At 47.5% G+C, this 22,072-nt stretch carries 19 protein-coding genes; 10 read left to right on the forward strand and 9 right to left on the reverse strand.

What is annotated here, in order from left to right; all coding sequences use genetic code 11:
- Window positions 1–66: 66 nt before the first annotated feature.
- Window positions 67–1,461, reverse strand: a complete 1,395-nt coding sequence (gene fumC / locus ACMA1I_RS13585) for a class II fumarate hydratase (protein WP_337068919.1) — start codon at window positions 1,459–1,461, stop codon at window positions 67–69.
- A gap of 287 nt (window positions 1,462–1,748) precedes the next feature.
- On the reverse strand, window positions 1,749–2,468 hold the full coding sequence (locus ACMA1I_RS13590) for a hypothetical protein (protein WP_337068920.1): 720 nt from the start codon (window positions 2,466–2,468) through the stop codon (window positions 1,749–1,751).
- Window positions 2,469–2,970: 502 nt separating this feature from the next.
- Between ACMA1I_RS13590 and ACMA1I_RS13595 the strand changes: the two genes are divergently transcribed.
- Window positions 2,971–5,898: a CHASE domain-containing protein gene (locus tag ACMA1I_RS13595; protein WP_337068921.1), complete on the forward strand. Its 2,928-nt coding sequence runs from the start codon at window positions 2,971–2,973 to the stop codon at window positions 5,896–5,898.
- A gap of 80 nt (window positions 5,899–5,978) precedes the next feature.
- On the opposite strand, the gene ACMA1I_RS13600 is transcribed toward ACMA1I_RS13595, so the two are convergent.
- Window positions 5,979–7,166: an outer membrane beta-barrel protein gene (locus ACMA1I_RS13600; protein WP_337068922.1), complete on the reverse strand. Its 1,188-nt coding sequence runs from the start codon at window positions 7,164–7,166 to the stop codon at window positions 5,979–5,981.
- A gap of 313 nt (window positions 7,167–7,479) precedes the next feature.
- On the opposite strand from ACMA1I_RS13600, the gene radA reads away from it, so the two are divergent.
- From radA to ACMA1I_RS13625, 5 genes are all read left to right on the forward strand, one after another.
- Window positions 7,480–8,859, forward strand: coding sequence for a DNA repair protein RadA (gene radA / locus ACMA1I_RS13605; RefSeq protein ID WP_337068923.1), 1,380 nt, complete (start codon window positions 7,480–7,482; stop codon window positions 8,857–8,859).
- Window positions 8,860–9,146: 287 nt separating this feature from the next.
- Window positions 9,147–10,568, forward strand: coding sequence for a TlpA disulfide reductase family protein (locus ACMA1I_RS13610; protein ID WP_337068924.1), 1,422 nt, complete (start codon window positions 9,147–9,149; stop codon window positions 10,566–10,568).
- A gap of 417 nt (window positions 10,569–10,985) precedes the next feature.
- Window positions 10,986–12,176: a hypothetical protein gene (locus tag ACMA1I_RS13615; protein ID WP_337068925.1), complete on the forward strand. Its 1,191-nt coding sequence runs from the start codon at window positions 10,986–10,988 to the stop codon at window positions 12,174–12,176.
- Window positions 12,177–12,301: 125 nt separating this feature from the next.
- Window positions 12,302–13,324 (forward strand): SPASM domain-containing protein, encoded by a 1,023-nt coding sequence (locus tag ACMA1I_RS13620; protein ID WP_337068926.1) that lies wholly within the window; start codon window positions 12,302–12,304, stop codon window positions 13,322–13,324.
- A gap of 35 nt (window positions 13,325–13,359) precedes the next feature.
- Window positions 13,360–14,286 (forward strand): mechanosensitive ion channel, encoded by a 927-nt coding sequence (locus ACMA1I_RS13625; RefSeq protein WP_337068927.1) that lies wholly within the window; start codon window positions 13,360–13,362, stop codon window positions 14,284–14,286.
- A 342-nt stretch (window positions 14,287–14,628) separates the two neighbouring features.
- Here the strand turns inward: ACMA1I_RS13625 and ACMA1I_RS13630 are convergent, their stop codons facing one another.
- The 6 genes from ACMA1I_RS13630 to ACMA1I_RS13655 all read right to left on the reverse strand — a co-directional run bounded on the left by ACMA1I_RS13630 (window position 14,629) and on the right by ACMA1I_RS13655 (window position 18,934).
- A complete protein-coding gene (locus ACMA1I_RS13630; protein WP_337068928.1) occupies window positions 14,629–14,967 on the reverse strand; it encodes a hypothetical protein in 339 nt (112 codons plus the stop codon).
- A gap of 127 nt (window positions 14,968–15,094) precedes the next feature.
- Window positions 15,095–15,274, reverse strand: coding sequence for a FeoB-associated Cys-rich membrane protein (locus ACMA1I_RS13635; RefSeq protein ID WP_337068929.1), 180 nt, complete (start codon window positions 15,272–15,274; stop codon window positions 15,095–15,097).
- A 184-nt stretch (window positions 15,275–15,458) separates the two neighbouring features.
- Window positions 15,459–16,250: an inositol monophosphatase family protein gene (locus ACMA1I_RS13640; RefSeq protein ID WP_337068930.1), complete on the reverse strand. Its 792-nt coding sequence runs from the start codon at window positions 16,248–16,250 to the stop codon at window positions 15,459–15,461.
- Entirely contained in the window at window positions 16,247–17,455 is a 1,209-nt protein-coding gene (locus ACMA1I_RS13645; RefSeq protein ID WP_337068931.1) for a DUF4105 domain-containing protein, read from the reverse strand. The genes ACMA1I_RS13640 and ACMA1I_RS13645 overlap by 4 nt, the downstream gene beginning before the upstream one ends.
- A complete protein-coding gene (rsmI, locus tag ACMA1I_RS13650) occupies window positions 17,448–18,167 on the reverse strand; it encodes a 16S rRNA (cytidine(1402)-2'-O)-methyltransferase (protein ID WP_337068932.1) in 720 nt (239 codons plus the stop codon). Before rsmI ends, ACMA1I_RS13645 begins: the two co-directional genes overlap by 8 nt.
- 515 nt (window positions 18,168–18,682) lie before the next feature.
- On the reverse strand, window positions 18,683–18,934 hold the full coding sequence (locus ACMA1I_RS13655) for a 4a-hydroxytetrahydrobiopterin dehydratase (protein ID WP_337068981.1): 252 nt from the start codon (window positions 18,932–18,934) through the stop codon (window positions 18,683–18,685).
- 197 nt (window positions 18,935–19,131) lie between these two features.
- Between ACMA1I_RS13655 and ACMA1I_RS13660 the strand changes: the two genes are divergently transcribed.
- The 4 genes from ACMA1I_RS13660 (at window position 19,132) to ACMA1I_RS13675 (ending at window position 21,547) form a co-directional block, all read left to right on the forward strand.
- Window positions 19,132–20,001, forward strand: a complete 870-nt coding sequence (locus ACMA1I_RS13660) for an SDR family oxidoreductase (protein ID WP_337068933.1) — start codon at window positions 19,132–19,134, stop codon at window positions 19,999–20,001.
- Window positions 20,002–20,087: 86 nt separating this feature from the next.
- Window positions 20,088–20,402, forward strand: coding sequence for a hypothetical protein (locus ACMA1I_RS13665; RefSeq protein WP_337068934.1), 315 nt, complete (start codon window positions 20,088–20,090; stop codon window positions 20,400–20,402).
- Window positions 20,403–20,500: 98 nt separating this feature from the next.
- Complete coding sequence (locus tag ACMA1I_RS13670; RefSeq protein ID WP_337068935.1) at window positions 20,501–20,734, forward strand: hypothetical protein; 234 nt, start codon at window positions 20,501–20,503, stop codon at window positions 20,732–20,734.
- A gap of 120 nt (window positions 20,735–20,854) precedes the next feature.
- The gene (locus ACMA1I_RS13675; RefSeq protein WP_337068936.1) at window positions 20,855–21,547 is read left to right on the forward strand and encodes a metallophosphoesterase; all 693 of its coding nucleotides are present in this window, start codon (window positions 20,855–20,857) and stop codon (window positions 21,545–21,547) included.
- The last annotated feature ends 525 nt before the right edge of the window (window positions 21,548–22,072 follow it).

The raw sequence follows: 22,072 nt of genomic DNA on the forward strand, positions 1-22,072 counted from the left end.
CAGCCCTTGTCAGAGGAGCTGCTTTTTCTTATGAAAATAAAATATCTAAAATTTAATATCTTACATCTACTTTAAGCTGCCGATCATTTCCTCCGGCTTCACCCACTCGTCGTACTGTTCGCTGGTGAGCAGGCCGAGCTCTATGGCTGCCTGGCGAAGCGTAGTACCTTCTTTATGTGCTTTCTTTGCAATTTTGGCTGCATTGTCGTAGCCGATATGCGGGTTCAGAGCGGTTACCAGCATCAGCGAGTTCTCCAGGTTCTGCTTAATACGCTCTGTGTTTGGCTCTATACCCACTGCGCAATGCTTGTCGAAGGAGTCGCAGGCGTCGCCGATGAGCTGGGCACTCATGAGCAGGTTAAAAATCATAACCGGCTTGAACACGTTCAGCTCAAAATGGCCGTTCATGCCACCTACCGATATAGCCACATCGTTGCCGATTACCTGGGCGCACACCATCGTCATGGCCTCAGCCTGCGTTGGGTTTACCTTGCCTGGCATAATAGAAGAGCCCGGCTCATTTTCAGGAATCGTAATTTCGCCGATACCGCAACGTGGGCCAGAAGCAAGTAAACGGATGTCGTTGGCAATCTTCATCAGGCTTACCGCCAGCTGCTTCAGGGCACCAGAGGTTTCTACAATGGCATCGTGTGCAGCCAGCGATTCAAATTTGTTTGGAGCCGTTATAAAGTCGTGGCCCGCAAACTCCGATATTTTTTTAGCTACCAGCACATCGTATCCTTTCGGAGTGTTCAGGCCGGTACCTACAGCAGATCCGCCAAGGGCCAGCGTACTTAGGTGCTCCAGCGTGTTGCGCAGCGCCTTCATGCCATAATCCAGCTGGGCGGCGTAGCCCGACAGCTCCTGACCCAGCGTGAGCGGGGTAGCATCCATCAGGTGCGTACGACCAATTTTTACCACGCTCATGTAAGCATCTGCTTTGCTTTGCAGTGTGTCGCGCAGCTTTTGCACCATAGGCAGCGTGTGCTCTACCACTTTTTTGTAAGCGGCAATGTGCATGGCTGTCGGGAAGGTATCGTTAGAAGACTGTGATTTGTTTACGTCGTCGTTCGGATGGATTTTCTTTTTCTCATCCATCAGGTCGCCGCCCAGCAACACGTGCGCACGGTTAGCTACCACCTCATTCACGTTCATGTTCGACTGTGTGCCAGAGCCGGTCTGCCACACCACCAGCGGAAACTCATCGGCTAATTGGCCTGCCAGAATTTCATCACAAACTTTTCCGATTATTTCGGCTTTGTCCTGTGCCAGCACGCCCAGCTCTGCGTTAGCAAAAGCTGCCGACTTTTTCAGGATGGCAAATGCCTCTATCACTTCTTTGGGCATCAGCTGACCGCCAATGGTGAAATTCTCTTTTGACCGCTGCGTTTGGGCGCCCCAGTATTTGTCTGCAGGCACCTCGATCGGGCCCATGGTATCTTTCTCTACACGAACTTGCATATAGGTTTATGTTTAGTTTTTGAGGAAAATCTTCAAAAGCAAAACTAATAAAATTTTTGTAATGGGTTCTGCCTCATTGGGGAGCTGCAGGCAAAACAAGGTAAAATAAGAAGAGTGAACCAATTTTTTGAAGGGTTCTGTGGCTTTTGCGATAGCCAACTGGTCGCTGCCGGCGAACAAATGTTTTTTGGCAAAAGCAGCCTGAGGTAAATTATGCTAATGAAAATGTCCTTCCGGAGCCTTTTTATGGCCTGACAGGCATAGGCTTTTGTCCCTTGGCTGCAGCATTAGCGTAAAACGGTGCGCCCCGACTTTTGCGAGAGCAGGGCAATTATGTCAAGGTTTACAGGCTTCAGGTAGGCGGTGTTAATGTTGGTCTGGTCGTTGAGCACAATCAGGTACTCGCCTTCTTTGCCAAGGTGCCTGATAGAAACTATATCGGTCATGTTGTAAGTGCGCTCCTCGTGGAGCAGGTTGGTTAGCACCAGTTTGTCGGAGGCTATGGCTAGGTTCCAGCGCAGCGAAAAAAACGTAACCACACCTGCAATACCAAGCAACAATGCCAGCAGCAGCACATATGTTTTAAAGGAGTTCTGCCCTTCTTGTTGCTGCAAATAGGTTTGATACATATCGTACTCTTGGCCAAGGAGTGTTTTCTGCACCAGGCGCAGCGGCACAAAAGCAAGTATCAGGCCTAGCAGCAGACCAGGTGCAAACATAGCCTGGAAGTTAGGTGTGAGCAGATACAAAGAATCGCCTGAGGGCATGTTTACAATACTGGAAGCAAGCGAGAGCCCTCCTGCACAGAAAACGGCTAGCACACAAGAAAAGAAGTAGTAAAAGAACATCAGCTTTCGCTCCTGCTTTTGTATATACTTGTACTCATCGGCAGGCATGGCAGCAGCGCGGCGGCCCGGCGATATTCGCCTGAGTGCGTACCGAACCACCGGCAGTAAAACTGTAACCGTTAAAAGGCTAATTAAAAGGCTTCGTAAAATATCCAGCATGCGTCCAGTTGCTTAATTAAACTGCAAGTTACTATCCTATCCCCAATTTTCAGAACATTAACTTTTTACACAAACACTGTGCTTCTCTTTCCCTGCCCACCAAGTTCTACAGCATAGCAACAGAGGAGATTAGGAATACAGGCATTTTGAATTATTTCAATAAAAATATGCTTCCGGAGGTGATATTCCAATTTTGTGCGCCAGCCTTCGCTAATTTGTTGGTCAGGTTATGTCCCATTAACTTCGAAATATCTCTGGCTGCCCAACCGCGTATAAAAATAAGCTATCTGCCTATTTTTTAAAATAACGCCTGTTATTGGCAAAAATCTTCATCACATTTTGTTAGCAGGAATAAATTTTCAACATGGTCAAAGGCAAAAGGCTTGGGGTAAGGCCTGTTTTTGTTTATTTTTGGAATATTACAAAATAGCATGCCGATCTGCCGTTTTACTTCTATGCAGAAAATGGTTTCAGGGAAATGATCAGCATTTACAGAAAACGCATGAAAATTGCCAGATTGGCCGCCTTTGTTAAGGATTACATCATAGCAATTGCTTCGTTCCTCTTTATTTTTCTGCTAACGCTCATCATTTACAGCGAATCTAAGAGCAAAATAGAAGAAAGGAACAGAAAGCTGTTTGAGCTTAAGGCTGCGCAGGCAACTGCAGCTATTGAACTTCGCATGCGCGATTATTTACAGATTCTGGTAGGTTCAAAAGCCTTCTACATGGCCTCCGATACAGTAACCCGGGCATCGTGGAAACAATATTACAAATCGCTGAACCTGGAGAAGAATTACCCGGGCATACAGGGCCTGGGCTTTGCGGCAGTTGTTAAAGCCGCTGACCTAAAGCGGCATACCAGGAACATCAGGGCCGAAGGATTCCCCGATTACCGCATCTGGCCGGAAACTCCCCGCAACATTTACACCTCCATTATTTACCTGGAGCCTTTCGCCGACCGGAACCTCCGCGCCTTTGGATTCGATATGTACAGCGAGCCTAAGCGGATGTCGGCGATGCAAATGGCCCGCGATACCAAGCTCCCCAGCATGACGGGAAAGGTGCGCCTGGTGCAGGAAACCGGCGAGGACGAGCAGGCCGGGTTTCTTATCTACCTGCCTGTATATCAGGATAATGCAGATCCGGAATCTATTCAGAAGCGGCAGCAGCTGATCGAAGGCTATATCTACAGTCCTTTCAGAATAAACGACCTGATGCGTCCAATTCTGGCCGAAGGATACAGGGAGCTTGATGTGGAAATTTACGATGGCTCCACCCCAAGCCAGGAGAATGTGCTGTTTAGCTCAGATACCACACTCTACATCCAGCAGAAAGAAGAAAGACCTTTTTACAGGCTAAGTACCATCAGTATCGGGAACCACACCTGGCGCATCTACTGCACGGCAAACCCTAACTTCTCACAATCTACAGACAACAACCTGCCTTACTTTGTATTGTTTGGCGGGCTTATTATCGGGTTGCTGATGTTCTTTATTATTTGGTCGCTTACCATTAGCCGCCGCTCCAACCGCCTGAAACAGACTATTACCGACAACGCTACGGCTGCCCTTTTTATAATGGACGCCAATGGGTACTGCACCTTTCTGAATCCAGCTGCCGAAGAGATGCTAGGTTACACCATAGAAGATTTCAGGAGGAAGCCCATGCACGACCTCATCCATTACAAGTACCCCAACGGCAGCCCGTACCATCGCGAAAATTGCCCCCTGAACATGGTGATTCATAACAACAAGAGCATCAGGGCGCATGAAGATGTGTTTATAAGAAAAGACGGCGTTTTTGTAAACGTGATGTGCGCCTCGCGGCCTTTAACAGAAAATGGCAAACCATCATTCTCTATTGTAGAAGTCCGCGACATAACCGAAGAGAAGCGGGCACAGCAGGCTATTATAGAGAGTGAGGCCCGATTCAGAACCATGGCCGACAATGCCCCTGTTATGATCTGTGTAACCGATACCTCTGGCGACTGCAAGTATGTTAACCAACAGTGGCTCGACTTTACGGGCCAGACCTTTGAAGAGAGCATTAACTCAGGCTGGCACAAAGCCATTAACCCTCGCGATTTGCCTGCCTTTGAGCACCTGCACAAGCAGGCTGCGGCAGAGGCCACAGCCTACAGAACCGAGTTCAGAATAAGACGCTACGACGGAGAAGACCGCTGGGTCGTGAGCACAGGTACGCCGCGTTTGGGAGCCGACGGAGAGTTTCTGGGGCACATCGGCTCTATTCTGGACATTACAGAAATTAAAGAGGCACAGAAAAAGGTGAAGCAAAATGCTGAACTTATTCAGAAGCTGTTCCTGGAGGTACCGGCGCTGGTTGGCCTTGTGCGTGCCCCCGATAAGCAGTATGTGCTGGCAAACCCCTTGTACAAAAAGCTATATGGCGACCGGCTGCTGGTAGGCAAAACAGTAGAAGAAGCACACCCTGAGTCGGAAGGTGCCGAGATCGTGAGGCGCCTGAACAAAGTGTTTAAGACAGGCCAGCCTTTTATCGGCAATGAGTTAGCAGCTCTTATAGACCGCGAAAACAATGGGGAGCTCACCGAAGGATATTTTAACCTGGTGTATCAGCCGCTGGTAAATGGCAAAGGCAAGGTAGAGGCCGTACTTATATTTGCCGTTGAAGTGACAGAACTGGTGGCTGCCCGTAAAAAAATGCTGCTCACCAACGAGGAGCTAAGCGAGAAGAATACCGAACTCCTGCGCATAAACGACGACCTCGACAGCTTTGTATACACCGCCTCACATGACTTAAAATCGCCCATTGCCAACATAGAGGGGTTGGTAACGCTGCTACGCGACATTCTGCAAGGCAAAGTAAGCGAAGAAGATGAACAGATTATCGATATGGTGACATCTTCTATTTACAAACTGAAGCAAACCATAGCCGACCTGGCCGAAATCACCAAAGTGCAGAAAGACCTGCAGGCCGCTGTAGAGCCTCTCTCCTTTGAGGAAATACTGCAGGACGTAACCAGCGATATCAGCAACCTGGTGGAAGAGTCGGGGGTGCAGATCAGAACCGATTTTAAAGAGAAAGGTCTGCTGTATGCGCGCAAAAATCTGCGAAGCATTATATACAACCTCTTGTCTAATGGCATCAAGTACAGGGCACAAGAACGTACACCCGAAGTAAGCATCAGCACCTACCGCGAGGGCGATCATGTAGTGCTGCAAGTAACAGACAATGGGCTGGGCATACGTAAGGAGCAACAGCACAAGCTGTTTGCCATGTTCCGGCGCTTCCACTCGCATGTGGAGGGCACGGGCATAGGGCTTTACATTGTAAAAAGAATTATAGAGAACAACGGCGGCCGCATAGAAGTGGCCAGCGAGGTAGGGCAAGGCACCACCTTTACCATCTACTTTAAACAGGAGCCTGTTGCCGTTGCCTCCAGCGTATAAAAACTGCGCCGCCTGCAAATTCTACTAATAAAAAAGCCCTTCCAGGGGTAGCTGCTCTTGCTCCACGTAAAGGTTTTTTACTAAAGCGTAATGCCAGTAGTTAGCTGTATATCCGAAAAATAAACTGTCCGGCGCTCTTTGCCGATTGGTGAATATTCTGTTAGAGCGCTTTCCTGGCTATAACGCAGCTCTAGCAGGAGCCGGTTACGATTAGTTAGTTTATAGAATACACCGCCGCCTGCTACAAAACCTATGGTTCCGCGTTCAGTTTTTTCTACATCCTGCCTCGAACTTCTCCTGACAAACTCTTCGTAGCTAATGTCATGGTTTATGGTTGGCTTAAACAAGTAACCGAGGCTAAGACCTGCGCCAAGGTAAGGCTGTACCTTTTGTGAGGCAGGTAATTTAAATTGCAGGAGCAGGGGCACTTGTATGGCATTAGTTTTAAATTCAAAGGTGCGGGTGTAGCGTGGTTGCCGGGTAATTTGCCTGATGTTATAATTTCGGAAGAGCAGCTCTGCCTGAAGCATCAGGTTGCTTCTTTCGTCCGAAACATTCAGAAAAATGCCTCCCATCATGCTAGGAGCCTCCGCAACTTTCTCATGGAGATTTTTCTCTCCGAAGATGTCGTTTCCTTTGTACCCAATGTTCCCGAAATGGCTGCCAAGACGCACCCCAACCAGATAGCTGGTTTTTGAGGGTTTCAGTAAAACTTCTGAGATACCATCTGGATGGCGGCAGGAATTATAAGCATGTATGGTGCTGGTGAGGTACTTAGCAGAATACCTGCTTTTTGTAGTGCTTTGCTGCACTTCAGGACAATCGGAGAGCAGGTAGTTCAACTCTGTCAGGTTATGGCGTTTTTGCAGCTGAACAACCTTTTCGCCCTGACGTTGTACGTAATAGTCGCCCGCACTGCTCAGGTCTTCGGCATGGTAAAGGTTAGTATGGCCCTTCACCAATAGTTTTAGAAAAACTGTCTGTTGCTGCCCGTCTGCCATCACCTCCCGTGCCACAAACTGAATGCTGTCGCCTACGCCATATACTTTAATCTGAGAAGGTGAGTAGCTGGTAAAGTTACTTTCGCTTACTGGCTTAAACCTGATGCTGCGGAGCCTTTCCTTTTCGAGTTGCTTTTTAAGAGTACCTTTTATTGTATCGTTAGCTGTTGTTATAAGGTATGCTTCCGGACCTCTTTTTTGCGCAAAGGTGGCAGAAATAGTAAGTAGCGCCAGCAAAAGGCAGCAATACGTAAACTTGTTTTGCATTTAATAGTTAAGGGAAGAGCTGATTTTAGTATTTTTGCAGTAAGGAAATGACAAATAAAGTTGTGTTAAAGTCGCTTCGGCACAGGAAATAAAGATAATGGCATCTTCAGCTCCGGGAGTACCCTGCAAGATGTGCAGAATGGTTCAAGACTTAGGAGGTTATAGCTAAGGAATCGGGTTATGAAGACATGTTAATGTAAAATTAGTGCAATATAGTACTATAGCACAGTAAATAAAAAAGAACCACTAAAATATCATCTGGAGCAGTACTGCGGCTCTGGGTTAGTTTATCTTAGTACATGTTACAAATGCAATGGCCAAAATAAAAACTACCTATTTCTGTCAGAACTGCGGTGCCCAATCGGCTAAGTGGATTGGCAAATGCCCCGCCTGCGGCGAGTGGAACACCTATGTAGAAGAGGTAGTGAAGCGCGAAGAGCTGACACCAACCAGCGTGTGGAAAGTGGGCAGCACCTCTACGCAAGTAGCCAGCAAACCCAAACCCATTGCCGAGATCAGTTTTCAGGAGCAGCAGCGCATTCAGAGTAAAGACCAGGAGCTGAACCGGGTGCTGGGCGGAGGCATTGTACCCGGCTCTATGGTGCTGATCGGGGGAGAGCCAGGCATTGGTAAATCTACCCTGATGCTGCAGATTGCGCTGGGGCTGCAGGGGTTCCGCGTGCTCTATGTAAGCGGCGAAGAAAGCGAGCAACAAATAAAAATGCGCGCCGAAAGGCTGGAGGCCCAGCAGTCGGATTGTTATATTTTAACCGAAACCGGCACTCAGAACATATTCAAACAAATAGAGCTGCTGCGCCCGCAGGTGCTGGTGATAGACTCTATCCAGACATTGCACTCCTCTTTTATAGAGGCAGGCGCCGGTAGCGTGAGCCAGGTGCGGGAGTGCACGGCAGAGCTACTTAAATTTGCCAAAGAAAGCGGTACCCCCGTGTTCCTGATCGGGCATATAACAAAAGACGGAAACTTGGCTGGGCCAAAAATACTCGAGCATATGGTAGACACGGTGCTGCAGTTCGAAGGCGACCGCCACATGACTTACCGAATCCTCCGCACCACCAAAAACCGCTTCGGCTCCACCTCTGAACTCGGCATATACGAGATGCTGGGCTCCGGCTTGCGCGAGGTAAGCAACCCTTCCGAAATACTTATTTCGCAGCGCGAAGATGCCTTTAGCGGCATTGCCATTGGTGCTACTCTGGAGGGTAACCGGCCTTTGCTCATAGAGGTGCAGAGCCTGGTGAGTGTGGCTACGTACGGTACCCCTCAGCGTGCCAGCACCGGCTTCGATGGCAAACGGCTGAACATGCTGCTGGCGGTGCTGGAGAAGCGAGGCGGTTACAGGCTTGGTGCGCAAGACGTTTTCCTGAACATTGCCGGCGGCCTGAAGGTCGAAGACCCTGCCCTTGATCTGGCTGTTTGTGCCTCCATCCTCTCCTCTTTCGAAGACATGTCTATACCGTCTACCACCTGTTTTGCGGCAGAAGTGGGACTTGGCGGAGAGGTAAGAGCTGTAAACCGTGTAGAGAATCGCATAACCGAAGCCGAAAAACTGGGCTTTCAGGATATTTTCATCTCTAAATACAACAAAAAAGGAGTAGACCTGAGCAAGTTCAGCATCAGAATACACGCTGTAGGCCGGCTCGAAGAGGTTTTTCAGGGATTGTTTGGCTAAACAGCTCAACCTCACTATGCTAGCAGCACAGGCACTGGGCGGAGGTGGTAGCAAGGAGCAGTGGAATTAATTGACTGCCAAATGAGTTGCAAGAAAAGTATTTCCTGATATTTGCTAATTTGCATGTGCTCCCCTTCCTTAAGTTGGCTTTTGCCTGTTTCTCTAAGGAAAGTTTGAAGCTGTAAAGGTGCAGTTGGCAAATCAGGTAAAATGTAATTCTTTTAATGAAAAAGGCCTTCCGGAGGTATTTTTCTACTCTTTTAGTTTAGGCATACCTTATTCTTTATATGAATCGAATTCCTGCATTTCTGCCACTGCTTTTTTTGCTGCTGGCAGGCTCTCCGCTGTTTGCACAACCTAAAGCCATTATTACAGGCAAAATTAGTAAGCCACTTTCAGAAGAAATTGCTGCTGTTACTTACCCGTCGGTTTGGGTGCCCTCCGAAGAAGAAACAACTACTGACGTCGAAAAGGGACAGTTCCGGCTGGAGGTGCCTGTCGCAAAAGCTGGCATGGCCGAACTGGTGCATGGCTCCGAAGTAATAACGCTTTACCTGGAGCCTAGCTTTGCACTTAACCTAACTGCCAATGGCGACAAACTACTTAAAACAGTGAAGTTTGAAGGCAACGGAGCTAACGAAAACAATTACCTGGCGCAGTTCAGCTATAATTTCGAGGAGTTAGAGCAGTACCAGGTGCTGCCAGACAACATCAAGCTGCGCGAAAAAGAATTTCTGGCATTTCTGGAGTCGCGGAGAAAGGAGCAGCTAAATTTCCTGGAGAAGTTTGATGCCAAAAATCCACTATCGACTACATTTAAAAAACTGGCAACAGCAGAAATTGAATTCGGTTACGCCAACGACAGAATTACCTACTTCGACCTGCGGGAGCATATTGTCATAAGCGAGAACCGCCTTACGCCATCAGCAACCTATTTCGATTTTCTGCAGCGCCTTGACCTGCAGCAGGAGTCGAGCCTAATCAGCCCTAACTTTGTCGGCTTTCTGAGCAACTACACCAGCCACATAGCGAAGGCCACAGGCAAAACAGAAGTCGACCCTGATTTTTACAGTACCAGCTATGCCCTTACCAAACAAAAACTAACGGGGCCGGTGCAGCAGTTGGCCTTGAGCCAGATTCTGAAACAGGCACTGCAGCAAGGGCAGTCGAAACAGTCGGAGGAGCTTCTGGCCGATTTCCAGAGCCAAAGCCAGGAGCAGGAACTGTTAGCTTATCTTCAGAAGCTGCACGCCGAGAACCGGCAACTTGCCGCTGGTAGTCCCGCCCCCGACTTTAAGCTCAACAATGCTCAGGGAGAAGAAGTGGCACTTAGCGATTTTAAAGGAAAGCTGGTTTACCTGAGTTTCTGGAGCAGCAGCTGTGGCATGTGCCTAAACGATATGCCTTACTTACAGGATCTTAATGCCAGGCTTACCGGGAGCAATATAGTGTTTGTGAGCATTGGCATGGACGATGATGAGGCAGCCTGGCAAAGCATGGTTGCCAAACGGAAACTGCAGGGAGTGCAACTCTACAAGGGGCTTAGCCCCGAGGTCATAGCCGAATTTGGCATAAAAGAATTGCCAGCCTATTTTCTGATAGACGAAAATGGCCAGGTGCTTACAGCCAAGCCCAAGCGCCCCACCGACAGAGACCTGGAAACCGAGCTGCTCCGGATCCTGAATAAAGAGCAGGCCTCTGTTCGCTAAGGAACCTTAATTTTAGGTTCTTCTACAGAGCTCCTGCCTTAGCTGAAATTATGCTAATAAAAAAGGCCTTCCGGAGGCCAATTTAAGGCGCTGGCTGCTACCCGGATTTAAGATTGCCAGCTTAGTAAAATTCAAAACAGAAAAGCCTCCTGGTGCAAGTGCACCAGGAGGCTTTTCTGTTTTGAGCCACAGCACAGGTTATGGCTCAACCGCAATAATAGCAGTTAAGCGTCAGGTTAATAGTTGGTTACTTGCTCGAAGCAGGGTGCAGCCACTCTATCAGACATATTTCATCTGAGATAGAATAATAACCGTTAAATAAACAGATGCGTACTTAAACCTTACCATCTCTGCAAAAGCGGAAGATGTTACTAGTCCAATAGAACATGAACACAAATTTAATTAATCTATACACATATGGCATTAATCAATAAACAAGACATCGAAAAGCTAATTAATGTACAGGGCAACACCCAAAACGCCTTGTGCCTTTCTTTTTATCTACCCACGCATCGTGCCGGACAAGAAACCCTGAACGGGGTAGATAGCTTAGTTTTTAAAAATCAGATTCGCAAAGCCAAAGAGCTTTTAGGAAAACATGATGTATCGGAGTCAGAAATTACGCAATACTTAAAACCCGCAGAAGAACTGCTCAACGACAATAACTTTTGGCGGCACCAGGGCGAAGGACTGGCCGTGTTTATTACCAAGGGCTTTTCGGCACACTATACCCTTCCTATCAGCATGCCAGACGAAGTGTATGTGCTCGACCAGTTTCACTTCACTCCTATTTTGCCTATACTGAGCCAGAATGGCCGATTCTTTATTTTGAGCCTGTACCGCGAGAAGACTGCCTTCTACGAAGCTACTATTGACAAAATCAGACAGATAGACGTGAGCGCGTTTATGCCAAAATCCATGTCTACAACAGACTCTCTTAAATTTGATGTAAGAGGCAACGATCAGGATTTTAACCACGCCACCACCACCACCAACGGCTCCAACATTGTACATGGCCCGGGTTCAACTAAAGGCGATGAGGAGCATGAGCGTGTAAGAGAGTTTATGCAGGATATTGACAATAACCTCTGGCAAATACTCCATAACGCACACGAGCCACTCATTCTGGCAGGTGTAGACCATTACTGTGGTATATACCGCAACATCAGCAAGTACAAAAATATAGTGCCGCAAAACATCCACATGAATGAGAATGCCGATATCGAGAGCATTAACACCATTCACGACAAGGCATTGGCTATTATGAAGCCGATGATGCAGCAAAGCCACTCTGAGTCGCTGGACCGCTACTTAACGGTGGCTGGCACAGGCGTTACCTCCGAAGATATTGCCACTGTGGCGGCAGAGGCTATACATGGCCGAATAGACACGCTGTTTATTGCACCAAGCGATCCTGTTTGGGGTACTTATAACGAAAAAAGCGCTACTGCCGAAGTGCATGCGGAGTACCAGCGTGGCGACTACGACCTGATAAACCTGGCGGCCGTTAAAACTTTGTCGCAGGGCGGGAAGGTGTTTGTGAGCAACTACAACGGCATGTCTGAACTCAGCGATGGCTCCAGCGTAAAGGCTCTTTTCAGATACTAAACCTGCATTAGAGATTTAACCTAAAATAAAGTACATTGGAGGGGTAGCTACTGTAGCTGCCCCTTTTTTGATTTATAAGTACGATATTGCACTGGCGGCAGGTGTTGTCGCAAAAATTTTTGCAGATGAAGCTCCAGCTTACCGACGGCCTTAATTTTCTTTCGAAACTCACTCCTACCCGTACTCTGAACGCAGCACAGGTAGTGGGCAGCTACATTTGGTCACGTATATCGGGCAAGGCGAGGCACTGGGGGCAGCCACTGAGCATCTCTTTTGAGCCTACCACCTCCTGCAACCTGCGCTGCCCGGAGTGCCCCAGTGGCCTACGCTCCTTTACCCGCCCCACCGGTATGCTCGACGATGCCCTGTTTAAACACACTATAGACCAGCTGCACAAGCGCCTGCTGTACCTTATTTTTTATTTTCAGGGGGAGCCATATCTGCACAAGAACTTTCTGAACCTGGTAAAGTACGCTGCCGATAAGGGTATTTACACCGCTACCTCCACCAATGCACATTACCTATCCGATGAGAACGCGCGCCAAACGGTGGAGTCGGGGCTCGACCGCCTGATAATTTCTATAGATGGCACCACCCAGGAGACCTATGCCGCTTACCGAGTAGGTGGCAAGCTCGATAAAGTGCTGGAAGGCACGCGCAATGTGGTAAAATGGAAAAAGCAGCTGAAAACAAAAACACCGCACATCATGTTTCAGTTTTTGGTGGTGCAGCCAAACGAGCATCAGATAGAGGAGGTAAAGGAACTGGCAAAAGACCTGGGAGTAGACGAGGTGGTGTTTAAAACGGCCCAAATCTATGATTACAAGAACGGGTCGCCGCTCATTCCGACCATAGACTACTACTCCAGGTACAAAAACAACGGCAATGGCACCTATTCCGTTAAAAATAAACTACTGAACCACTGCTGGAAAATGTGGCACTCTTGTGTTATTACCTGGGATGGCCTGGTGGTTCCCTGCTGCTTCGACAAAGACGCCGAATACCGCATGGGCGACCTAAAGGAGGAGCCGTTCAACAGCGTGTGGCGTGGCAAAGGCTACCGACAATTCCGGCAATCGCTGTTAAGGTCCAGGTCGGAGGTGGAGATGTGCCGCAACTGCACCGAAGGCACTAAAGTCTGGGCCTAAAATTTTAGTATCGTTAACAGTATACAATACCGTACATGAAGAACATTGATCAGGCATTCGATTTAATTCTGAGTAAGCTTAATGCTTGGGGCACCTACTTAATTGCCATGCTCCCTAACTTTTTTGTGGCAGCTCTTATTCTGATTCTGACGTTTTTTATTGCCCGGTTTATCCGGAAAGGCATCGATAAGCTGTTTGGCAAAATCTCGCACAGCCCCACCATCAACAACCTGATTACAACCATGCTATACATTGCTTTGCTCTGTGTCGGGTTCTTTTTTGCGCTGAGCATTTTACAGCTCGACAAGGTAGTGGTATCGTTGCTGGCTGGTGTAGGTATTATAGGCTTGGCTCTGGGCTTTGCCTTTCAGGATATTGCGGCTAACTTTATATCAGGCGTCATAATAGCCGTAAACCGACCTTTTAAGGTGGGCGATATGATCGAAACGCAGGATTACATGGGTATGATTGAACATATTACCCTGCGAACAGTAGATGTGCGGCAGCCCACAGGCGAACTGGTTCGGATACCAAACAAAATGGTGTTCGAGAACCCGGTTACAAACTTTTCTTACCACAACATGCGCCGCGTAGATGTGCCGGTAGGTGTATCGTATGCCGAAGACCTGGAGCGAGTGCAGCAGGTGGTTATAGAGGCTTTGCAGGAGGTAAAGGGAAGAGTAAAATCAAGAGAAATAGAAGTGATGTACGATGAGTTCGGCGACAGCTCCATCAATTTTAAAGCCCGCATCTGGATTACGTATAAACGGCAGGTAGATTATGTGCTGGCAAAGAGCGATGCTATTATCCGTATCAAAAAAGCTTTCGATGCGAACGACATCCTGATCCCGTTCCCGATCCGAACCCTCGATTTTGGAATAAAAGGAGGCGAAAACCTGACCGAGCAGCTCGAAACACTGCAGATATTAGCCAAAAACGGCAAGCAGTCGTCAGCTAATTAAAGGCAGGCAAAGGCCTAGGATCAACTTAAGTCATTTGACCTCCGAAAGGCCAAATTCATTAGCAGAATTTGGTTGTTAAATGGTTTGTTCGTGTAAGAGCAGTAAGATCTCACAGCTCCTGCGAGTGTCTGGGCAAAGCAGATAGAAAGTAGAGCAGCCTAAGAAAGAATTTAGCATCTAGAGTCTATAATCTACTAAATACCTCCGGAAGGGCATTTTCATTAGTATAATTTGGAGGGGAGGGAAATGTAAAGAATGGCCCGCCTGACTGAGCAGCCGAAGCGAATATACGAAAAGTGCTTACAACGACAAAGGGCCGAATCAGCTTCGGCCCTTTGTTATTTACTTGTCTTTTTTGTCGAGGTTTTTCCCCATGTCCTCTACCTGCTTCATGAAATTTTCAATTTTTTCATCGGCATAGGGGCCATAAGAGTTAGTGATGGTACCTTTTACACCAGCTGTGGTTTCAAGCACATATAGAATAGACATATCGTCTGGGTTACTTTCGCCTTCGAAGCGGTAAAAGTCCACAATGCGAACCTGGTCTGGTGTGAAGGCTTTTTTACCGTCCATAGTGGCCAGTTGTCCTTCTTCCGTAACCTTAAAATCGAGTGTGCAGCCGTCTTTCTTCAGGCGGTTAAGCACATTCACCAAAGATCTTTCTTCAACTTTATCTTGCATAGTCTTATGATTTATATTGATGTCGGTTGTTAAGTATAAACCTATACGCAAAAAAATCTGAAGGATACAGCTTTCAGTAAGAAAATATAAGGATGACGCTATACATTAGCCAAATAGGGGGCACTTGCTATTTCGCCAGCTGCTTCTGTTCCAGCTCCTTTTGTATTTTCTTGAAATCGATGGTAGAGCAGGCGCTGCCACAGCCTTTGGCACAGCTCCCGCCTTTGGTGCTGAAACTACGGTAAAGCAAACGCACTACATAAGCTGCTGCAACCAGAAACAGTAAGAAAATTAAGATTTCCTGCATTTTTTTATTGTTGATAGTTTTTTGCTGGTTGTTTAGTGTTGAATTGTTAAATGATTAATCTCTAAAGGATCCTAGATGTCAGACCTTTTGAGCGAAACAATTTAACCATGCAGCCATCAAGTAATTAGCAACCAACAACCAGCAATCATAACTAATAAGGCAGCAAAAAAGTTTACAGCCCTAACTACTTCCAAAATTCGTTGATTGTGTCTTTTACCTGCTGGTGTATGTGCCCGTTGCTGCCGATAATCTGCTTTCCGAAGATAAAGTCATCGCCATCGCCGAACATCGACACATGTCCGCCTGCCTCCTGCACCAGTATAATGCCGGCTGCCACATCGTAGGGCTGCAGGTTATATTCAAAAAATGTTTCGGCGCGGCCTGCTGCCACATAAGCCAGGTCGAGGGCGGCAGAGCCAAGCCTGCGGAAACCATGCGAGCGCGCCATAAAAGCATGCAGAATTTCGAGGTACTGCTTCGCCTTTGTTTCCTCATAGTAGGGGAAGCCGGTAATAATCAGCGACTGCTCGAGAGTAGAAATGTCTGAGACATGTATTTTTTTGTCGTTGCAGTAGGCACCACCTCCTTTGTAGGCCCAGAAGCACTCGTCCTGCATTACGCCATATACCACACCGGCCACAATTTCATTGTACTCCATCAGGCCCACACTCACCGAGAACAGCGGAAGCCCATGTGTAAAGTTGGTGGTGCCGTCGAGCGGGTCTATTACCCAGTTGTAGCGTTCCTGGCGGGTAGTGTCTGTTCCTTCTTCGGTTATAAAGCCAGCCTCTGGCAGCAGCTTGCGCAGGTCTTCTACCAGCATTTCTTCGGCCTGCTTGTCTACGTAGCTCACCATGTTGGCAAAGCCTTTCATTTCGATGGTGGAACGGTCGAAGTTTTGAGCTTCCTGTTTTATAAAAGCGCCTGCTCTTTTTGCTATGGCATTTAATTCCTGAGATAGTTGCTGAAGGTTCATGCTATTACTTTTTGTTTAGTTTGAGAAAACCATACCATGTACGCAGACCGCAGCCCAATGGTAAGTGTAAGTGGCAGAAACGAGGCATGGAACTGCTGTGGCCACCAGGCCCAGCCTATTACCAGCACGGCTGCGATTACAGCTGTTATGGCCAGGTAAGCTACCACCCATTTCGGAAAGCGATTGCGGAGCAGGTAAACCAGTATAATAAGGTGTGTCGGAACAGCCCAGAGCAGGTTGTAGTTATCGGCAGTGCCCTGGTGGTCGGTGGCTACCCAGAGTAGCAGCAGCGCCAGCCCCAGCAGCCCGTAGAGTAGGTAAAGCATCACGTCGAAAGTTTTGCTCCAGTTCTTTTTCCGGAAGTTGATAACTGTGAGTGCCACAGCCGTGGCAAAAAGCAGCCACCAAAAAACCATAGGGGTAAATAAACTAAACTGCTCCTCTACAGGCGTGTTCTGGTACACAGGTTGCATTTTGCCAGCTAATGGCACCGCTTTGCCGTCTTGCTGAATGGTGGCATTGGCTAAGCCTTCGGCCAGATAATCGGGCAGAAACATGTACTCGTAAGGCGTGGCGGTGCGGTCTATTCGCGAGCCAAGGCCTAGGTCTATGCCAAAATCGCCCCAGGGCTGCGGCCCCAGGTACAAGTCAGTCAGGTTCCGGAACGACATGTTTTTATCGAGGTGGTCGATGTTGAACGTAATCTGGTTCGGGAAAGTAGCTTCTATGCCGTCGCGGATGCGGGTGGCGCAGTTGTCGAAAAAGAAATCGTATAGGTAAAAACGGTTTTCAGGCAGGTAGTTATTGGTAAGGAAATCCCAATACTGCTGACGTTGCTCTAGGTTGAGGTTCAGCACCTGCTCGTATACACCTCGGTTATCGGCAGTATAGGCGTACACAAAATCCTGAAAATAAGCAGCCGAAAGCTTGTAGTTAAGCTTACCCTGCGCAAACTTCAGGTAAAAATTAGGCTCATTAAAGTCGAAGGTGCCATAATTAAAAATAACGTCCATGCCGGTGCTGGGATCGTTTACCCGCACGGCGCTGTGGCCAAAGGTAGAGTAAAGCTCTTCGCCGCTGGAGCAGGTAATCAGGCTGATTCTGGCTTGCGGAGATAATTGAATGCCATCGAACTGTGCCTGTGCCTGCAGCTGTACCAGCAGGAGGAGCAGCACCAACAAGAGTGCCTTTATGTGTTTAGTCATGGTCGTGTTTACTGTTTTTTTGCTTGCCCTCTGCTCCTGCCACCACAAGCACAAACTCTCCTTTTATAGCTTTGGTTGTGAATAGTTGCACTAGCTCATCCAGCGTACCGTTTACTGTTTCCTCAAACATTTTAGATATTTCACGTGAAACAGATGCCAGGCGCTCGCCTCCAAAGTACTCCTGAAACTGTGTAAGTGTTTTGAGCAGGCGGTGCGGCGACTCGTAAAAAATCATGGTACGTTCTTCGGTGGCCAGGCTGAGCAGGCGGGTCTGGCGTCCTTTTTTCAGTGGTAAAAATCCTTCAAACGTGAACCTGTCGGTGCTGAAGCCGGATTTAACCAGTGCGGGCACAAAAGCAGTGGGGCCGGGCAGGCACTCCACCTTCAGGTCGTGCTTGAGGCACTCGCGCACCAGAAAAAAGCCCGGGTCCGAAATGCCGGGCGTACCTGCATCCGAAACCAGCGCCATTACTTCTCCTGCCTTTAGGCGATCCACTAAATGGGCCGTGGCCTTATGCTCGTTGTGCAGGTGGTGGCTGTGCATGCGTTTGTCTATGCCCAGGTGCTGGAGCAGCTTGCCGCTGGTGCGGGTGTCTTCGGCCAATATTACGTCTACCTCCTTCAGCACCCGGATGGCGCGTAGCGTTATATCCTCCAGGTTGCCAATAGGTGTAGGCACTAAATACAGATTGGTTTTGTCAGGTTCCTGCATGCGGCAAAGATACTTTAGATAAGTTAGAAAGGTAAAAAGTTTAGAGGTTAAAAAGTTAAGGAATGATGAAGGTGCTTTGGGAACTGGTGTTACGCACCTTCTAGTAAGGAGAGTTCTATAAGCTGGTTCTAACAGGCTTGGCAACAGTTTTTTCCAATGCCCTTATTCTTTACCGTTGCATTGCATCATACAGGCGCTCACGGCCGCGGGGCCTCTTCCTTGGGCATCGCGCTGCTGCATCTTTCCTGCCCGCAAGCGGGCCGCCGCTCCCGCGGCACCGGAAACCTGCAAAGGCGCTCAACCCAAGAACTGGGATTTGCACTACGAGTAATAGCTATATTGTCAGCAAAGTACTCGCTAAGGGAATATCTAACTTTGCTGGTGGTATCAATGTGTAAATTCATTTAATAATTCATTTAATAATAAGAGAAAGCAGTTGCGACAAAGCAAATTATTCTAATGGTTTTGCCCTTCAGGAGGCTTTTATGCAATAAAACTACCAAGGGTTAATACTGCTAACGACCCGCAATAAGCTGTTCATAGATTTCATCTATCCGCTTGGCCAGTTTGTGGTCGCGGCGGGTTACGGTGTTGCCGGCGCTGTGGGTGGTGAGCTCTATCTCTACTTTGTTGTACACGTTGCTCCACCATGGGTGGTGGTCCATCTCTTCGGCCGCCTCGGCTACAGCATTTACAAAGGCAATGGCCTCTTTAAAATCTTTGAACTTGAGGCTTCTCTTGAGTTTGTTATCTTCTTCTTTCCACATCATTTTAATTATTAATGGTCGTGCATGTTTACGCGTGGGCGCGTAATTATTATAGCAAAATGACCTTCCGGTGTTTTCTGCTGCTACTGCGGCCTTTATAACAACTTTCCAACTCTCTGCCTTTCTAACTTTCTAACTTAAAAATATAGGCTGGCGTATAGTTAAAGGCTGCAACAGTGGCATATGTAACTCTAACTATGAAAACGATGGATAAAAAACCTAAATCTGTGCCAGCACAGGAACAAGACGTGCAACCAGGCAAAGAACACGAAATGACACCAAAGCCGGAGTATATCCGGAAAACGTATAAAGGCAGCGATAAGTTAAAAGATAAAGTAGCCCTGATTACAGGCGGCGACAGCGGCATAGGCCGAGCTGTGGCTGTGCATTTTGCCCGCGAAGGCGCTGATGTAGCCATTGTATACCTCAACGAGGACAAAGATGCCAAGGATACGCAAAAGCTGGTAGAGAAAGAAGGCAGGAAGTGCTTGCTAATGGCAGGCGACATAGGCGAAGAGGCTTTTTGCAAGAAAACAGTGGAGCAGGTCGTGCAGGAGTTTGGCAAGCTCGATGTGCTGGTAAACAACGCCGCGGAGCAGCACGAGCAGACCGACCTGCGCGATATTTCAGATGAACAGCTGAGGCGCACATTCCAGACCAATATTTTTTCGATGTTTTACATGACTAAAGCCGCTCTGGAGCACATGAAAGCAGGAGCAGCCATTGTGAACTCCACCTCCATTACCTCCTACCGCGGCAGCAGTCACCTCATGGACTATGCCTCCACCAAAGGTGCCATCACTGCCTTTACCCGTTCCCTCTCCGCTAACCTGGCCGAAAAAAATATTCGGGTAAACGCCGTAGCGCCAGGCCCGATCTGGACTCCGCTAATACCGGCTTCTTTCGATGCCGAAAAAGTAAAGGAATTTGGCAAAGATCAGCCAATGGGGCGCGTAGGGCAACCATCGGAAGTGGCACCAGCCTATGTTTTTCTGGCTTCTGAGGATGGCTCTTATGTAACCGGGCAAGTAATACATGTAAATGGCGGCGAACAGATCGGCTCCTAAAAAGATTAAACCATCGGCCCGGAAAAGGAGTAAAACCTAGTATGGCTGTTACCTATTATAGGTGCCGGTCTTAAAACCTAATTACTATGGAACAAGATAAAGAACAGAATGCACAGCAGGGCCAGCAGCAAGGTGGTAAAGCACCGCACGACCGGCCAGTACGTGTAATAGAAGACGACACATCCTATCAGGAAATGGCTGCCGGACATATTATTCCGAATGCCGATGCGCCTAAAAACGAAAATCAGCGTGGTGGCTTTGGCAACCGTGATGGCAAAGAGGGTTACGGCTCCGATACAGCTGGCAATGGTCCGTCAGCTATCGGTGTAAATGATTTTTCTGATGACGGTATTCCGCCAAAAGACAACATGCGGACTGAAGATGAAGGTAGAGGATCTTAAAGATCTGGCACCAGATAATAATTTTTGTATGGGTGCTGTCGCAGATTTTTCTGAAGATGTGACAGGCCTTTGTTTAACTAAAAAAGAAGGAGGACGTTATGCCATCTTACAAGCATACACAGCCCGGAGGGGCTGACATGGGTAAACCAAGCGGATCAGGACAAACAAAAGCAGGTGTAAAGCCAGTAGATCCAAATCAGACTAGATCTGAACACGATGAGTTAGAAGATAAATACACTAATGGTCCTGATGAACCAGGGCAGAATGTGATGACAAACAACCCTAACCGGAATCTGAACAAGCCGGATATTGATAAAGGGAAGTATAATTAGAAAAATTCAGTATATTTCAACAGGAATAGCACTCGCTCCGGCGGGTGCTATTTTTGTATTAACTTAGCCGGCAGCACAGCCAATGGCTGCCATCAACTAACGTAAGAGCTAACACACCCTATGGCCCGTTACGCCCTGACAGATATCCATGGTTGCTCCAGCACCCTTAGAGCTATGGTTACGCAGCAGCTTCGTCTCCGCAAAGACGACGAACTCTATATTCTAGGAGACCTTGTAAATAAAGGTCCTGATAGTAAAGGCGTAATAGATTACATCATACACCTGCAGAAACAACACTTTCAGGTAAAATGCCTCCGTGGCAACCACGACCAAATGTTACTCCACGCTGCCAGAATAGGAGAGAGTGCCCTTAAGCTGACGCAGGAAGAAAAAGAAATGCTGTTCAGCAACTTTGGTATAAAAGACATCACGCACCTCCCCGACAGATACTTTAACTTCCTGGGCAGTTTGCCTTTTTACTTAGAGCTGCCAGACTATTTTATGGTGCATGCGGGCTTCGACTTTAAGCAAGAAAGCATTTTTAAAGACACAGATGCCATGATGAATATTCGGAACTACAAAGTAGATTGGCCGAAGCTCTCCTTTAAGCCCCTTTTGCACGGCCACACCCCTACTGCACTGCATGCCATTAAAAAAGCCGTGGCACACAAAGAGCCGCAGGTAAACCTCGATGCAGGCTGCGTATATTATAAAAATGCAGCCTTTGGCAATTTGGTCGCCCTAGACCTGGATTCTTTTCAACTATACATTCAAACCAACGTGGACCGCCCCTACCCCAACGGCCGCAAGTAATAATTGCGCTACAATGCCTCTGCCTTCCCTTTAATGTTAGCTTTTGTTTAAGATTTACTTCTAAAAAACGTTTTGCATTGGAGGTGGATGTAAGGATAAGTACAATTAGGAAAAGCTGAATCGTCTATAGCAAGACACCTTTACCACTTAATCAGATGATGTAGCTATTGCTGAAAATGGCCGATTAATAATATTTAATTATTAATTATTTATAGAAATTGCTCATGTGTTCTCCGAATATGTAAAATTTTGTTATAATATTTAAACATACAGCTTTAGAGGTATTTTTAAATCTGAATTTTTGATTTACCTTTAAGGCAAATCTGTAAGCATGAAAATTGTCTGTTGTAACATTAAACAAAAGACCTTTGTCTGCTACAAGTTTTCAGGAACTGTTTGCCATTGATTTAATGATGTGCACTATAATTACTGACCTGACATAACTTGTTATGCGTAAGCATAACATAGTAAAATTGCCCTGCTCCATTACCCAGAAAACAGTAGCTTAATAATAGTATTTTCTCG

The sequence above is a fragment of the Pontibacter sp. 13R65 genome, from assembly GCF_047525655.1.
Classification (GTDB): Bacteria; Bacteroidota; Bacteroidia; order Cytophagales; family Hymenobacteraceae; genus Pontibacter.

Bases quoted from the DNA above. Each gene is read 5' to 3' on its own strand.
- fumC (WP_337068919.1), bottom strand. From the start codon at position 1,461: ATGCAAGTTCGTGTAGAGAAAGATACCATGGGCCCGATCGAGGTGCCT.
- ACMA1I_RS13590 (WP_337068920.1), bottom strand. From the start codon at position 2,468: ATGCTGGATATTTTACGAAGCCTTTTAATTAGCCTTTTAACGGTTACA.
- ACMA1I_RS13595 (WP_337068921.1), top strand. From the start codon at position 2,971: ATGAAAATTGCCAGATTGGCCGCCTTTGTTAAGGATTACATCATAGCA.
- ACMA1I_RS13600 (WP_337068922.1), bottom strand. From the start codon at position 7,166: ATGCAAAACAAGTTTACGTATTGCTGCCTTTTGCTGGCGCTACTTACT.
- radA (WP_337068923.1), top strand. From the start codon at position 7,480: ATGGCCAAAATAAAAACTACCTATTTCTGTCAGAACTGCGGTGCCCAA.
- ACMA1I_RS13610 (WP_337068924.1), top strand. From the start codon at position 9,147: ATGAATCGAATTCCTGCATTTCTGCCACTGCTTTTTTTGCTGCTGGCA.
- ACMA1I_RS13615 (WP_337068925.1), top strand. From the start codon at position 10,986: ATGGCATTAATCAATAAACAAGACATCGAAAAGCTAATTAATGTACAG.
- ACMA1I_RS13620 (WP_337068926.1), top strand. From the start codon at position 12,302: ATGAAGCTCCAGCTTACCGACGGCCTTAATTTTCTTTCGAAACTCACT.
- ACMA1I_RS13625 (WP_337068927.1), top strand. From the start codon at position 13,360: ATGAAGAACATTGATCAGGCATTCGATTTAATTCTGAGTAAGCTTAAT.
- ACMA1I_RS13630 (WP_337068928.1), bottom strand. From the start codon at position 14,967: ATGCAAGATAAAGTTGAAGAAAGATCTTTGGTGAATGTGCTTAACCGC.
- ACMA1I_RS13635 (WP_337068929.1), bottom strand. From the start codon at position 15,274: ATGCAGGAAATCTTAATTTTCTTACTGTTTCTGGTTGCAGCAGCTTAT.
- ACMA1I_RS13640 (WP_337068930.1), bottom strand. From the start codon at position 16,250: ATGAACCTTCAGCAACTATCTCAGGAATTAAATGCCATAGCAAAAAGA.
- ACMA1I_RS13645 (WP_337068931.1), bottom strand. From the start codon at position 17,455: ATGACTAAACACATAAAGGCACTCTTGTTGGTGCTGCTCCTCCTGCTG.
- rsmI (WP_337068932.1), bottom strand. From the start codon at position 18,167: ATGCAGGAACCTGACAAAACCAATCTGTATTTAGTGCCTACACCTATT.
- ACMA1I_RS13655 (WP_337068981.1), bottom strand. From the start codon at position 18,934: ATGTGGAAAGAAGAAGATAACAAACTCAAGAGAAGCCTCAAGTTCAAA.
- ACMA1I_RS13660 (WP_337068933.1), top strand. From the start codon at position 19,132: ATGAAAACGATGGATAAAAAACCTAAATCTGTGCCAGCACAGGAACAA.
- ACMA1I_RS13665 (WP_337068934.1), top strand. From the start codon at position 20,088: ATGGAACAAGATAAAGAACAGAATGCACAGCAGGGCCAGCAGCAAGGT.
- ACMA1I_RS13670 (WP_337068935.1), top strand. From the start codon at position 20,501: ATGCCATCTTACAAGCATACACAGCCCGGAGGGGCTGACATGGGTAAA.
- ACMA1I_RS13675 (WP_337068936.1), top strand. From the start codon at position 20,855: ATGGCCCGTTACGCCCTGACAGATATCCATGGTTGCTCCAGCACCCTT.